Origin of the sequence: Acinetobacter sp. P1332 (assembly GCF_044057475.1) — a bacterium.
Lineage (GTDB): Bacteria > Pseudomonadota > Gammaproteobacteria > Pseudomonadales > Moraxellaceae > Acinetobacter > Acinetobacter johnsonii.
Genome location: NZ_CP171157.1, coordinates 581,641 through 596,737, shown reverse-complemented (window position 1 = coordinate 596,737; position 15,097 = coordinate 581,641). Strand labels below are relative to the sequence as shown.

Sequence of the window (15,097 nt, the reverse complement as noted above, 5' to 3'; positions counted from 1 at the left end):
GAATGTATGGAGCCAGCATGCCAAATTTATTTCAGCCTACAGCTTTAGTGGGCGCAATCGCTATTGCGATGGGTTTCTCCGTTTCTGCATCTGCACAAGACAGCATTAATGCATCTTTAGATACACTAGTTGTCACTGCAACACGTTCTGAAGAAAAGGTTAAAGACGTACCAGCGCGTATTTCTGTAATTGATGAAAAAACCATTGAACAGTCTCCAATTACAGATCTTCCAACTTTACTTACTAAAGAAGCAGGGCTAACTGTTAAGCAAGTCGGCGGCTACGGACAAACAGCATCAGTATATTTACGCGGAACCAATGCATCACATACTTTATTTCTACAAGATGGGATGCGCTCAAATATTGCAACTGTAGCTGGGACTAACATTCCCCTTTTTGATCTTTCGGATGTTAAACAAATTGAAATCCTTAAAGGCCCAGCATCAGTCCAATACGGTACTGATGCAATTGGGGGCGTGATTCAACTCATTTCTAAGATTCCAACAGAAAACTCAATATTCACAACGGTTGAAGCGGGTGAACGTAGTACCTATAAAACTATTTTAGGTGTTGATGTTGCAGAAGACGGTTTTTATGCTCAGCTCCGCGGTCAACGTTTTGAAACTGATGGTGATCAAATTATTGCCAATGATGACCGTAAAGCAGGCTTTGACCAAAAAGGCTATAGCGCGAAAGTTGGCGTAGAAAAAGAAGCTTATGGTCTTTCTGCTGAAGTTAAAGAAAATAAAGGAACGGGCGATTATTTTTCCTTCGGCGCTCCTAAAGCTTATGATTTTCTTAACCGCCTATACAATGTCCAAGGCCACTTAAACTTTAGCGATAGCCTAACTTGGAATACGCGTCTTTCTCAATTTGAAGACCAATATGAAGTAGTAAAAGGCTCATATCCGTCTATTGTAAATACTGAGCAGCAAGAAATTGATTCCAACTTAAAATGGCAATTCACCCAACACCAAAACATACTCGTTGGTGTTGAATACAATAAAACTGAAGCAGAGAAAGTTGCAGCTTATGTAGGTGATGAAGGCTTTAAATCAGACAATGAAACTATTGGCTATTACATACAACACCAGTTTAAAAATGACTTATTCTCAACCCAAGCAGGTGTTCGTGTAGAAGATAATCAGCAGTTTGGAACACACACAGTTGGTCAACTCGCTGCTCGCTACTTTGCCACACCAAAGACAAGTTTTTATACCAACGTAGGTACAGCGTTTAGAGCACCTGTTGTAGGCCAAATTATTTCTGAACCATCATGGTGGGGCGGTAACCCAGACTTAAAACCAGAAGAAAGTATTTCTTATGAACTAGGTTTTGATCATTCCCTTAATTACGGTATTCAACTGTATGGTTCTGTTTATCAAACCAAAGTCGATAACCTCATGGTATCTGATGCCTCTACAGGATTTAAGTTTTATAATCTGAAGAAAGCAACGTTCACTGGATCCGAGCTTGGTTTAAAGTGGAAACAGGATAGCTTATTTGCAAATGCAGAATATGCTTATGTACAACCAAAAAATGATGATACTGACGAAGATGCCCCAAACCGTCCACGTCAAAACTTTACATTATCTGCTGGTTGGGATAATGGCGTTTATGGCTTTACAACTTCTTTAGTTGCTAAAGGTCCATCTAAAGATGTTCAAGAGATTCCTGGATATGCAACGATTGATATGAATGCTTATTGGCAAATTAATCCACACGTCAAAGTTTTCTCAAACATTCATAACCTCGGTGATACAACTTATAAAGCAGCATGGAATAACGAAGTTAGTTCTTACTACCTTGCAAGCGGCCGTCTAGCTACCGCAGGAGTCACTTTCCGTTATTAATTTAATCTAAAGACTCAAAAAACAATTTAAAACAGCGCAGTTTATGGATAATGTTTTGACCGGCATTATCCTTTTTTTCATTCTTTAGGCAGGACAAATTATGGGCCACCGTTTAAGTAAAATTTATACCCGTACTGGCGACTCAGGCACCACAGGTCTGGGTGATGGATCACGTGTCACTAAAGATGATCTAAGAATTACCGCACTTGGTGATGTGGATGAACTTAATTCAACAATTGGCGTACTTCGTGCTCAAATTACCGCAAGTCAAATCACGGACAAAGCCACATGGGATAAAAGCTTAAGCCTCATTCAACATTGGCTGTTCGATTTAGGTGGTGAAGTGTGCATTCCCAACTATCATTTGCTCCAACCTGTTTGTATTGAGTTTCTTGAACAAGAAATTGACCGCATGAATGAAGACTTACCCATGCTGAAAGAATTTATCTTACCTTCGGGTTCTTTAGCATGTAGCTATGCACATCAAGCACGAGCGGTATGTCGCCGAGCTGAACGTAGCTTAATGTCAGTACACACGCGTGATCAAAATATTCAAAACACCGCACTACAGTTACTCAACCGCTTATCGGATTGGCTTTTTGTTGCATCGCGTGCTTTACAACGCGCTGAAGGTGGCTCAGAAGTGCTTTGGCAAAAAAATATCAATGAAACTATTTAAACGTTTCTAAGTTTTAGAACGAAATAGATCTTTTCGGAGTCTTGCAGTGATCAATTCACTGCAAGACTTTTTGATGTTACTTTTCTTTTGGGCAAAGCAATCAAAACCATTTTTCCAATCGTAAAACTCGTCAAATGCCTTTTCTTATCTTGAATATCACAGAAGCCTTTCATTCAAATTCAGTTCTGCCTCAAACCATTACGAATCGCATTTACTCATATCTGATATTTCCACCTTAGAATCTATCCCAATCAAATATTTTTAGCGCTACAATCACTCAAAAGACGTATATAGCTCAGGTTCAATATGAGAATCATCGGACATCGTGGTGCACGTGGCGAAGCCCCAGAAAATACACTCGGCGGTTTTCAATATATTCATGATCTGGGCATACGTGCGGTTGAGTTTGATGTTCGTCAGCTCAAAGACCATGAGCTGATCATTATGCATGATGACAACATGCTTCGGACCACCGGTATCGACCAAGCGCTCTACCCATTAAGCAGCACACAACTCGATAGCTATAACCAAGCACATATTTGGCTAGACTGGGAAAAGCAAAGTACCCCAACACTACGACAAGCACTCCAGATTATGCAGGACTTTGAACATCTTGAAGTTGAAGTCAAAGCTGTAGAAACACACGCTGAAGCGGAACGACTAACACAACATCTCACACAGCAACTTAGAGGCTTTGAACACAGTGCGGTCATTACTAGTTTTGATCTTAAAATCCTACAAGCACTCCAAGATCAACACTCAACATTTAAACGTGGCTTATTGATTGAAGACGATATTCAACATCTTGCGATTGAACAAGCGCTCAAATACGACTGTTGCCAAATCGGCTGGATGAACCAACTGGCAACCGATGACTTGTTAAAAGCCACACAACAAGCGAATTTAGCCATTAGTGTTTGGACAGTGAATGACATCGAGCGAGCTAAACATTTACGTGACTTTGGCATTGATGGATTAATTACCGATTTTCCTAAAATGATGCTACAACATTTGGCAGATGAGCATTGAACAATGCCAAAGATTGACTTGAGTTTTACATGAGCAGTGGCACTGAAAATATTGATTTTCCATATTGATCGCTCTGCTACGATAAAGCTTAGAAATGCTTCGATAATTTCGATATCTAAACATTCGTATTCTGTTACTGTTTAGTACAATACATCTGTACAATAATGCTAGTGAACCAAGGTTCGCTCATGCTAATATGCTGTAGCTTAATCCATGCAAAAAGTAATGGATTGACCTTCCATTTATACCTCCCAAGGTTTCAGGAGTGCTGTTGGAGATGAATGCTCCCCTACCCAAAGCCCCATTTAACTGGGTTGCAATTTTTGCATTGGTTTTTCTTCCCATTGTGGCTGTGATTGCAATTCCCTTATATGCCTTTCAGCATGATTTCAGCTTAGCCGCTTGGATCAGTATGTTTGTATTACTGGGTGTTAGTAGCTTAGGTATTACCGCTGGCTATCACCGCTTATGGGCACACCGTGCTTATGAAGCAAGCTTACCTTTAAAAATCATTTTGATGATTATGGGTACCTTTGCCGTGCAAAACAGTATTTTATACTGGGGTTCAGGTCACCGTACCCATCACCGCCATGTCGATGATATCGAGAAAGATCCGTACTCGATTAACAATGGTTTTTGGTATGCGCACATGGGGTGGATGCTTCGTGACTATCCATCAGCAGAACCTGATTTTAAAAATGCACCCGATTTGCTCAATGACAAATTGGTGATGTTCCAACACAAATACTATGTTCCTTTAGTGATCATCGTCCACATGGGTATTTTATTACCGATTGGTTGGGCTGTAGGCGACTTATGGGGCGTGTTATTGTTGGGCGGATTAATGCGTTTAATCCTCAGCCACCACGTCACGTTCTTCATTAACTCTTTATGCCACATGTGGGGCAAACGTCCATATACAGACGAAAATACCGCACGTGACAACTTCTGGTTAGCCATTGCCACTTGGGGTGAGGGTTATCATAACTACCACCACATTTTCCAATACGACTATCGTAACGGTGTGAAATGGTGGCAATATGATCCAACCAAATGGTTGATTTGGTCATGCTCAAAACTGGGTTTAGCTAAAAACTTACGTCGTATTCCGAGCTTTAATATTAAAAAAGCTGAACTTGCGATGAAGTTTAAATACGCTGAACAAGACTTAGAAGTTCATGGTCTAAATGTCAGTGATGACATTAGTTCCGCGAAAGCTCGTATTGCACAAGAGTATGATGCATTCACCCAAACCTTGAATGACTGGGCAAAATTGAAAGAACAAGAAATTCAAGCCAAGAAAACAGCAGTGGCTGAAAAAATCCATCAAATGGATGAGAAGCTCAAAATTGAGTTTCAGTTAGTCGAACAGCGCTTAGGTCATCATCGTCAAACCTTGACCACACTGATGCGCAGCATTAAAAAAGCCCCTGTTTCTCAGTAATTAATTATCTGATTCACCATTCCAAAAAAAGCTCCGCAAGGGGCTTTTTTTAGCAGTTCATAAAGGATAACAACATGGATATTAAGAATATTCCTTTCGGTCTCACCAACTAGGCCGAGATACCAACCACCCGCCATACAGGTGATCAGGGTTCTGCCCTATGGCGTACTCAGCAATTTGACGCGATTCGCGTGCGTATGGTGGAGTATTCTGAGAACTATATGGCCCTTGTGTATAAATAAAGCAGTGCTTGATTTATCCTCATGGTGTTCTAAAGGACATATCCTGTCGTTCTTAGAAGGCGAACTACACACGGAACTAGATGATGGTCGAACTTTTACCCTCACGGCTGGCATGAGTTACCAAGTTGCAGATCAAGCTAAAGCTCATCGCTCGTCCACCTCAAAGCGTGCCAAGCTGTTTATAGTTGACTAAAACAGTTGGATATATGTCTTAACACTAAAACTTTGCTATATTGATGGGGTCATGGCTTATCCCTTGTGATCCTTCACTATGCAGTTCAATTCACGCTACTCCCTCCTTCCTTCAAAACTTTATCACCATCAACAGCCCTTGCCACTAAAAGGGGCAAAAGCAGGTCATTTCAATGCCGCTTTAGCAGAACAGTTGCAATGGTCTGAAGCCGACAAACAGTCTTGGATAGAGATTTGTAGCGGACAAAAAACCTTTAGTGAATTTGAACCATTGGCAATGGTCTATGCTGGGCATCAATTTGGTCAGTGGGCAGGACAGCTCGGTGATGGTCGAGGTTTATTGATTGTGCAAATTCTCGATCAACATGGGCAAACCGTTGACCTGCATTTAAAGGGCGCAGGTTCTACTCCTTATTCGCGTATGGGAGATGGTCGTGCGGTACTTCGCTCCGTCATTCGTGAGTATTTGGCTGGACATGCGCTGAATAATTTAGGCGTCGCATCGAGTAATGCCGTAGGCTTTACCTCGTCGGCTCAAGGCGTGCAACGGGAGAAATTGGAACTCGGTGCAATGATGTTACGTACATCGGACTGTCATATTCGCTTGGGGCATTTTGAGTGGATTAATCAGTATCAACCTGACTTACTTGACGAATTTAGCCAGAAATGCATCGAATGGCATTACCCCGAGTGTTTAGATGCGGAACAACCTGTTTTGGCATTTGCAACCCAAGTGATTCAACGGACTGCGGTAATGATTGCCAAATGGCAACTGGTCGGCTTCGCACATGGAGTAATGAATACCGATAATTTAAACATTACAGGTTCAACCCTCGATTTTGGCCCTTATGGCTTTATGGAACGCTTCCGTCCGAATTGGATTAACAATCACTCTGACTATCAAGGCCGCTATACCTATCAGCAGCAGCCGAGCATTGGACACTGGAACTTATGGACATGGTTGAATAACCTCATTCCGCTTTGTCCGCAAGACTATGACAAAGAACAATGGAAGCAAGATCTTGCCGATTGCCTAGAGCACTATGAACCCACGTTCTTGGAGCACTACAAACTAGGTTTAAGTCAGAAAATGGGCTTACCTCATTTCCACACGGACAGTTTTGACTGTGCCATGACTTTCTTACGGATTCTACAAACTGAACAGCTCGACTACACACAAAGCTTTACGCGTTTGCAAGAGCAGCAATATGAAATGATTAAAGATGACTGCCTTGACCGTCGTCAGTTTGAAAGTTTCCTCGCTCAGTATGAACAAATTCGTGCAAATCAAGACACGGCAGAACTCAATGCAGCCATGCAACAAGCCAACCCTGTTTATATCCTACGCAATCACATGGCGCAAAAAGCGATTGAGCTGGCTGAGCGGAATGATTTCTCAGAAGTCGAACGCTTATTTGACCTGCTTAGCCAACCGTTTGAGCGGAATGTCGCACTAGAGAAAGCGGAAGATTTAGCACCTTTGCCAACGGATGTTCCTGAGGTAATGGTGAGTTGTTCATCTTAAGCGTTTGGCTTAAACTGTGGATAAATTAAACAATATCCACAGGGCTTCGCCCACTGAGTGATGATCACCATGTCCTTACACCTTATTGCTGCAAAAGCTGCACTTGCCCTGCCAGAAGTGACGTGTAGTCAGCCCTTTGGTGAAGGCTGTGATGTATATAAAGTCATGGATAAAATGTTTTTACTCAATTCATCATTAAGTGGGGCAGCTTTAAGTAACTTAAAAGTTATGCCTGACCACGGCACGATGCTACGTGATATTTATTCGTATATTCATGCAGGATGGCATATGAATAAAAAGCATTGGATTTCAATTTATGAGGATGAAAACTTAGATCCTGATTTAGTCATTGATCTGGTACATAGCTCTTATGAGCTCGTGGTATCCAAGCTGAATAAACGACAAAGACAGCGAATCGCTGCGCTTCAAGCCATCACCTAAATATGTATTGAGTGAAAAAGATTGTTAATTATTCCTATTACATGTTCTAAAGCACAACCCTATCACTGTATCAAACAGATCATCGGTTTGAACGCATATTGTCTCGGCTAAACAGTTTTTCGACGTTTTCTACGTATTGCCCATTTGAACCCAAATTTTGAAACGAAAAGTGAAATGAGGCATTCATAGATCATAAAAAAAGCCCGACATCCTGTCGAGCTTTTTCGTATTGGTTAGCTAGGTATAACTCCTGTCGTACCTCACATCCTAGTATTGAACTTATCATTTTTGTTTTATGTTTTGGAACTTCCTGTTCTCTATGACTGCATCATATAAAAAATCTTGGGACTGACCTAGACGCAATCGACTTGAATAGTTGTAAGCCAAAACGTACATGGAAAAATAAGCTTAATTAGACTTACCCCCAAAATTATCCGCAGAAATTGTGGATAGTTTTCAGGATAACCGAAGCTAAACCTGACTCCTTAAAGTTAATTTTTGAGTACTTTAAAAGCAACTTTATAGCCCACTGCTTCAATCTGTCGGAAATACAAGCACTCTTTTCTCAATTTTGCCTATTTAATTATCTATACATATCAATCCGAAAAGTTGAAGTATGAGAGTAGCTCACTCTCCACCCAAGTTAATCAGCAGGTCATGCCAAACCTCAGATAAAGACCCATTGAGAATCAGTAAAATCTTGTTCATTTTCATATTCAGTTGCTGATTTGAATATCGACTCATCGACTTTGTCTAAAACAAACGTAAAAGTAAAAAGACAAATTAAAACATTATTTTAGATACTTATAATTCACCCATGAACCAGAACCCTAAATGATCAAAAACCCAATAAAAAAAGGACTCAATATGAGTCCTTTTCAACATCATCACTTGCGCTTTAGCTCTTCTTCGCCTTCAATGTTTTAAATAACACAAATAACACGAGGATCCACACAGGAAGCATCAACACGGAAAGCATAAAACCTTGATTCCACATGATATATAAAATCATCAGCATAAACACTAAAACAAAATAATTGCTAAACGGTGCAAATAACGCTGGAAACTTAGTTTGAATGCCCTGCTTTTTGATACTCTGTCTAAATTTAAGATGGATCAAACTGATCATCATCCAATTCAACACCGCAGCACTGACCACAATATAAATCAGATAACTGAGCGCTTTTTCAGGCAAAAAGTAATTCAACAGCACGCAACCAAAAATCAGTAATGCTGAAAATAAAACAGCCGCAATCGGTGTCCCTTGTCGATTAACCTGCTTAAAAACTTGCGGGGCATTACCCTGTTCGGCCAGACCTAATAGCATGCGACTATTGGCATACATCCCACTATTACAAACAGAAACCGATGCCGTCAGAATAATAAAATTGAGTAAATGCGCTGCCCAATCAATGCCTATTTGCTTAAAAATCAGTACGAATGGGCTTTTATCTAAGCCCCCCAAATCCAATTGATTCCAAGTCACCAGAGACAAAAGAATCGCCAGCGAGCAAATATAGAATAGGAAAACCCGAATCACCGTTTGATTGACGGCTTTTGGAATGTTCTTTTCAGGATCTTCGGTTTCCGCAGCCGCCATACTGATCAGCTCAATGCCACCAAAGGCAAACATCATAAAGGCCAGCATATAAAACAAGCCTTCAAAGCCATGTGGGAAAAACCCGCCATGTGCCCATAAGTTCGTGACAGATGCGGTTGAAGCGACATCAGCCGTCAACAACAGGTAAACCCCGAAAATGATCATGGCGATAATCGCCACAACTTTAATCATCGACAGCCAAAACTCAGACTCCGCATACAGTTTGACATTGGCAAGATTGGCCAGTGTGATCACCACAAAAAACACCAGCACCGAGACCCACGCAGGAATATGTGGCCACCAGTAATTCACATATTTACCAATCGCGGTCAGCTCAGTCATCACCACTAAGATGTACAGCACCCAGTAGTTCCAGCCCGTTAAAAAGCCTGAAAACCGCCCCCAATATTTAAAGGCAAAGTAGCTGAATGAACCCGTCACTGGCTCATGCACAATCATTTCACCGAGCTGACGCATAATTAAAAATGCAATCAAACCGCCAATCATATAACCCAAAATAATCGATGGGCCAGCAGATTCAATAATATGTGCTGAACCTAAGAACAGCCCTGTGCCAATTGCACCACCCATGGCGATCAACTGGATATGGCGGTTCTTTAAACGGCGCTGAAGTTTAGGCGTCTCGCTGCTCAAAACACATGCTCATCTGATAAAAAAATGAATTGTACCGCTTGCACAAGCGATCAACCAGTCTTGCCCTTTAAAATCGCAGATTACTCGGTTTCATTTCACCAGTTGGAGATTTAAGTGAACTGCTGATTTTGATTGCCGCTTTGACTCCATCCCATAAAAAAGCGGATAGCCCAAGGCTTATCCGCTTCCTCTATCGTTCAGAAAACTGAATTAATCTTCAGGATATTCAAAACGGTAGCCTACCCCATATACCGCCTGAACCCATTCATGACGGTTGCCTGTTTCAGCTGCATCCGAAATCTTACGACGTAAGTTCTTAATATGGCTATCAATCACACGGTCAGCTACTTCAAAGCTGTCTGGGTTGATATGATCCAGTAGCTGTGCACGTGAATAGACTTGACCCACATGCTCTAAAAACAACTCCAGTAAACGAAACTCGGTCGGCGTTAAGTTTAAAGGCTTTTGTTGATACCAAATGCGTTGTTGCGCTTTATCCATACGGAACAAAGACTGATCTTCAGGCTCAGCTTTACGCTCTAAACGACGTAACACGGCTTGGACACGCGCAACCAGTTCTTTCGGGCTAAAGGGTTTACACACATAGTCGTCTGCCCCCATGTTCAAGCCAAGCACACGGTCGATTTCTTCCGTACGTGCAGTGACCATAATAATCGGCAAATCCGACTGTTCACGGACTTTACGGCAAATGGTCAAGCCATCCATACGAGGCACCATTAAGTCTAAAATCATCAGACTCGGTTTACGCTGCGTAAAGCTATCGTAAGCTTCCTGACCATCATGAAACATACTGACTTCAAAACCCGCTGCTTCAAGATAATCGCGGACCAATTGTGCAAGTTCTACTTCATCTTCAACCAGCATAATATGTTTCATACATACTTCCTTTTGTGTTTCATTTTTTTGGGAACGTTAACTTGCAACGTAAACCACCCAAAGGCGAATGATCAAAATTCAATTCGCCGCCCAAAGCTTGTGCCAGTTTAGCCGATAAAGCCAAACCTAAACCTGTACCACCTGTGCTCCGCGTACGCGAGTCATCGACTCGATAGAAACGCTCACCGAGTCGTGCCAGTTGCTCATCAGTTAAACCATATGGACTGTCATCGACATAGACTGTCCAATCTGTTGCAGACTGTTCCGTATGAACTCGAACCTGACCACCTGCTTCGGTATAACGAATGCTATTACCCAACAAATTGACCATGATTTGCTTAAAGCGGTCAATATCAAGTTGTAACTCGGCGCCCTCACCTTCGACACTGATGCTTAAATGGGCCTGTTCAAATTTGGGCTTAAAGTTTTCCACTTCTTGCTCAATCACCGCCCACGGGTTCACGGTTGCAAAGTAACAGTTTAATTGCTGTGCTTCCGCTTGTGCCAAATCGGCCAAATCATGCGTGAGTTTTTTCAAACTGGTGACTTGGCGTAACATCGATTCAAAATGCTCAGGCGTTGGCTTTCGAATACCGTCTTGCATAGCTTCGATCTGCGCTTGTAAAACTGCTAGCGGTGTATTCAACTCGTGTGAAGTATCTGACACCCACTGACGACGTGAAATTTCATGCTGATCTAAAATCACCGCCAGTTGGTTCAGTTCATTGGATAAATCACCCAGCTCATCGTTTCGATTCACTTTAACTTGATGCTGAAAATTACCCTTCGTTAATTCACGCGTACCATTCAACAAGCGTTGAATCGGTGTCTTAAAATAAGTCGCAAGTAACAACGCAGCAATTAAACTGGCAAAAACGGTTAAACCATAGACCAGTAATAAATAACGTTTTTGATTACTAAAGAAATTGATACTCAATGCATCATCTTGATCGAGGACTGGTTTCAGCCCCAAGTACCCCACCACTTGGTTATTCACCACAATAGGACGGAAAGAAACTTGATCATCCGAGGGTTCACCGACCACAAACTGACGCTGCGTATCGTATAAAGATAAACGCGAGCTAAGGCCTAAACGGTCAGGCGTGGAAATAAACTGTTTTTTGCCTGTGTTTTGTTTGCTCTCTTGTTCAATCTCTTCTTTTTTACGATCTGGACGGAAAACATTTTGATTGGCGCTGAGCGGGAACTTTAAACCTTCAAAGGGTTGAAACTCCGAAGGTAAGTTTTCCTCCAAAGCTTGCAGTTCTTGTTCGGTTAAAATCTGTTTTTCATGTTTGACTTCAGTGGTAGAGACATCACTGAGTAAGGTTTTGGTATTCTCTTTAAAATAACGCTGTTGCAAAGCAATGTCGTACTGGCGACGTAACCACCAACGAGAGAGACGGTCATAATCATCTGGCGCAGCATGTCCTTCAATCTGCAAAATTTGCGCTTGAATGGCATTGCCCCAGTCATGATAAGTGCTATAAACGCCTGCCAAGTTATCAATCAGATGATCGAGCTTTTGCATTTCCACGTCCGCCACATATTTGGCAAAATTCTTTTGCATCGTCCAATGCAACACACCTAAACTCACCGTGGTAATCACCAAAGTGGTCAGCAATACAGTGAGGAATAAGCGTAAAGCAATCGGTACGCGGCGAATCTTCAAAAGCAATCTCTCGGTCGTTCTTTTGCCTTGTTATTGTATAGAACACTGCATCAAAAAACTCTCCATTGTTTCTACATCTTTATTATTTAATCTTTAATCATCCAAAATCACATGCTCTTGTATGGGGGAATTGTAGAATGAATAAGATGACAAAAATTGCTTTAGCCACTGCCAGCGTTTTATCTGTAGGTGCGTTGACTGCCTGTCAATCCACCCAAGCACCAAAAGATATGGAGCAGTCGCAACATATGCATGGTCATTATCAAAAAGACCGTCACATGACACCTGAACAACGCGAACAGTTTGAAAAAATGCGTACTGAACGCAAACAGGTCATGCAAGACATTAAAAAAGCCTGCGATGGCAAAGCGGTGGGTTCAGCAGTCCAAATTAAAGCAGGTGAACAAACACTAGAAGGCACATGTGCGATTTCGTTTAAACCGAACCGTGATGAAATGAAACGTGGTGAACATCGACCAATGCATGGTGATCAAGCCGATCGTGGTGAATTCCGTGGCATGCATATGCAACGCGGCGAACCACTAACCGATGCGAAACGTGCTGAGTTAACCCAGCAATACGATCAACGTTTAGCTGAACATCAAGCGCGTCAACAAGCTGCGGCCAAAGCCTGCCAAGGTCAAACCAATGGTAAAGCCGTGCAGTTAAAAATTGGCACACAAACAGTAGATGGCAAGTGTATGGTTCACTTCCAGCCTAAAGCCCCTGTTTCAGCACCGAATAAGGCCGCTTAAACCACTCTAAAAAGCATAAATAGATAAAAAAGGCGCTAATTGCGCCTTTTTTATTGGACATAACTTTTTACGCTTTTTGACTATTTATGTCATGCTAGAACAGCCAAAACTGTTTACACTCAACCCACTTAGCGATTTTAAATAATATTTATTTGACTTTACAGTCACCAAGAAAAGCCCCTGAAACGCTTGTACCAAATTAGAAGATGTTGCACGATTGAACCATTCCAACACGTGTCAATGAAGACACGTTTTCATGTTTATTAGGATTATAAGCTGGTTAAACCAGTATTGAGGAAACCGAGATGCCACAATACAAAGCGCCCTTACGTGATATGCAATTTGTACTGCATGAGTTACTTAACGCAGAAGAACATTACTCTAAATTGCCTGCATTTCAGGAAACTGTAAACCGTGAATTGGTTGACCAATATTTAGAAGCTGCTGCAGACTTCTGTGAAAATGAATTATCTCCAATTAACCAAAGCGGTGACTTAGAAGGTTGTACGTGGAACGATGGTGTGGTCACAACACCAGCGGGCTTCAAAGAAGCGTATCAAAAATATATCGAACTGGGTTTCCCATCATTGTCGGCTGAAGAGCAATACGGCGGTCAAGGCCTTCCTGTATCTTTAGGTAACGTGATTTCTGAAATGGTGGGTACTGCGAACTGGGCATGGGGAATGTATCCTGGCCTTTCTCACGGTGCAGTACGTACCCTAGAACATCATGGTTCAGACGAACAAAAATCCACCTACCTACCTAACTTGGTTTCAGGTGTTTGGACCGGCACCATGTGTCTTACTGAATCACATGCAGGTTCTGATTTAGGTATCATTCGCACCAAAGCTGAGCCTCAAGCAGACGGTAGCTATGCAATCTCTGGCGAGAAAATCTTTATCTCTGCTGGTGAACATGACATGGCAGAGAATATCGTGCACATCGTATTGGCACGTTTACCAGGCGCACCTAAAGGCACCAAAGGTATTTCTTTATTTATCGTACCAAAGTTCAATGTAAATGCAGATGGCTCTTTAGGCGAGCGTAACGCAGTTCGTTGTGGTTCAATCGAACACAAAATGGGGATTCATGGTAACGCAACTTGCGTCATCAACTTTGATAACGCGAAAGGTTTCTTGATTGGTCCTGAAAACCGTGGTTTAAACTGCATGTTCACTTTCATGAACACTGCACGTATTGGTACTGCTGTACAAGGTCTTTCAGCCTCTGAAGGTGCATTCCAAGGTGCTTTGACTTATGCCAAAGATCGCTTAGCGATGCGTTCACTTTCTGGCCCTAAAGCCCCTGAAAAAGAAGCAGATCCAATCATTGTGCACCCTGCGGTACGTAACATGCTCTTGACGCAGAAAGCATTTGCAGAAGGTGGTCGCGCACTAGTGTATCTGTTGTGTCTACACGCAGATATCGTTGAACAAGGTGCAACTGAAGAAGAACGCAAATCTTCTGACAATATCTTGTCTCTTTTAACCCCAATTGCAAAAGCGTTCTTAACTGAAACAGGTTCAGAGTCAGCAAAACACGGTATTCAAGTATTGGGTGGTCATGGTTTCATTTCTGAATACGGTATGGAACAAATTGCACGAGATACACGTATCTCTACCATTTATGAAGGAACCACTGAGATTCAAGCACTTGACCTTTTAGGCCGTAAAGTGTTGGGTACACAAGGTGCAATGTTGAAAGACTTCACCAAAATCATCCATAAGTTTGTTGAAGCAAACAAAGACAATGCTGCAATAAAAGAGTTTGTTGAACCTCTTGCTGCTCTAAACAAAGAGTGGGGCGACTTAACCATGCAAATTGGTATGCGCGCAATGCAAAACCCTGATGAAGTGGGTGCAGCTGCAGTTGATTACATGTATTTCTCTGGCTATGTAACGCTTGCTTACCTATGGGCACGTATGGCTTTGGTTGCACAAGACAAGCTTGCAGCGGGCAGCAGTGATGTAGACTTCTACAACGCGAAAGTAACGACAGCGCGCTTCTACTTTAAGAAGATTCTGCCACGTGTTCGTTCACATGTAGATGTGATTGCAGGCGGCGTAGAACCGTTACTTGCATTAGATGCAGAACACTTTGCATTCTAATCTGAA

The 15,097-nt window shown here is 42.0% G+C and carries 11 protein-coding genes and 1 pseudogene; 9 read left to right on the top strand and 3 right to left on the bottom strand.

What is annotated here, in order from left to right; all coding sequences use genetic code 11:
- Positions 1-17: 17 nt before the first annotated feature.
- The 7 genes and pseudogenes from ACFN7Z_RS02860 (at position 18) to ACFN7Z_RS02830 (ending at position 7,405) form a co-directional block, all read left to right on the top strand.
- Positions 18-1,853, top strand: a complete 1,836-nt coding sequence (locus ACFN7Z_RS02860) for a TonB-dependent siderophore receptor (protein ID WP_029575107.1) — start codon at positions 18-20, stop codon at positions 1,851-1,853.
- A gap of 100 nt (positions 1,854-1,953) precedes the next feature.
- On the top strand, positions 1,954-2,532 hold the full coding sequence (locus tag ACFN7Z_RS02855; protein WP_010327488.1) for a cob(I)yrinic acid a,c-diamide adenosyltransferase: 579 nt from the start codon (positions 1,954-1,956) through the stop codon (positions 2,530-2,532).
- A gap of 306 nt (positions 2,533-2,838) precedes the next feature.
- Entirely contained in the window at positions 2,839-3,561 is a 723-nt protein-coding gene (locus tag ACFN7Z_RS02850) for a glycerophosphodiester phosphodiesterase (RefSeq protein WP_010327489.1), read from the top strand.
- A 277-nt stretch (positions 3,562-3,838) separates the two neighbouring features.
- Positions 3,839-5,005 (top strand): fatty acid desaturase, encoded by a 1,167-nt coding sequence (locus tag ACFN7Z_RS02845; RefSeq protein WP_010327490.1) that lies wholly within the window; start codon positions 3,839-3,841, stop codon positions 5,003-5,005.
- A gap of 119 nt (positions 5,006-5,124) precedes the next feature.
- A pseudogene (locus tag ACFN7Z_RS02840) lies at positions 5,125-5,440 on the top strand (DHCW motif cupin fold protein).
- A gap of 78 nt (positions 5,441-5,518) precedes the next feature.
- Complete coding sequence (locus ACFN7Z_RS02835) at positions 5,519-6,964, top strand: YdiU family protein (RefSeq protein WP_130235109.1); 1,446 nt, start codon at positions 5,519-5,521, stop codon at positions 6,962-6,964.
- 69 nt (positions 6,965-7,033) lie between these two features.
- Positions 7,034-7,405 (top strand): MmcQ/YjbR family DNA-binding protein, encoded by a 372-nt coding sequence (locus ACFN7Z_RS02830; RefSeq protein WP_130235108.1) that lies wholly within the window; start codon positions 7,034-7,036, stop codon positions 7,403-7,405.
- Positions 7,406-8,303: 898 nt separating this feature from the next.
- On the opposite strand, the gene ACFN7Z_RS02825 is transcribed toward ACFN7Z_RS02830, so the two are convergent.
- The 3 genes from ACFN7Z_RS02825 to baeS form a co-directional block, all read right to left on the bottom strand.
- Positions 8,304-9,659, bottom strand: coding sequence for an amino acid permease (locus ACFN7Z_RS02825; RefSeq protein ID WP_395442580.1), 1,356 nt, complete (start codon positions 9,657-9,659; stop codon positions 8,304-8,306).
- 210 nt (positions 9,660-9,869) lie between these two features.
- On the bottom strand, positions 9,870-10,556 hold the full coding sequence (locus tag ACFN7Z_RS02820) for a response regulator (RefSeq protein ID WP_004697755.1): 687 nt from the start codon (positions 10,554-10,556) through the stop codon (positions 9,870-9,872).
- A gap of 19 nt (positions 10,557-10,575) precedes the next feature.
- Complete coding sequence (gene baeS, locus ACFN7Z_RS02815; protein ID WP_131230580.1) at positions 10,576-12,228, bottom strand: sensor histidine kinase efflux regulator BaeS; 1,653 nt, start codon at positions 12,226-12,228, stop codon at positions 10,576-10,578.
- A gap of 137 nt (positions 12,229-12,365) precedes the next feature.
- On the opposite strand from baeS, the gene ACFN7Z_RS02810 reads away from it, so the two are divergent.
- Complete coding sequence (locus ACFN7Z_RS02810) at positions 12,366-12,983, top strand: hypothetical protein (protein WP_131230582.1); 618 nt, start codon at positions 12,366-12,368, stop codon at positions 12,981-12,983.
- Positions 12,984-13,288: 305 nt separating this feature from the next.
- Complete coding sequence (locus ACFN7Z_RS02805) at positions 13,289-15,091, top strand: acyl-CoA dehydrogenase C-terminal domain-containing protein (protein ID WP_131230583.1); 1,803 nt, start codon at positions 13,289-13,291, stop codon at positions 15,089-15,091.
- Positions 15,092-15,097 lie beyond the last annotated feature (6 nt).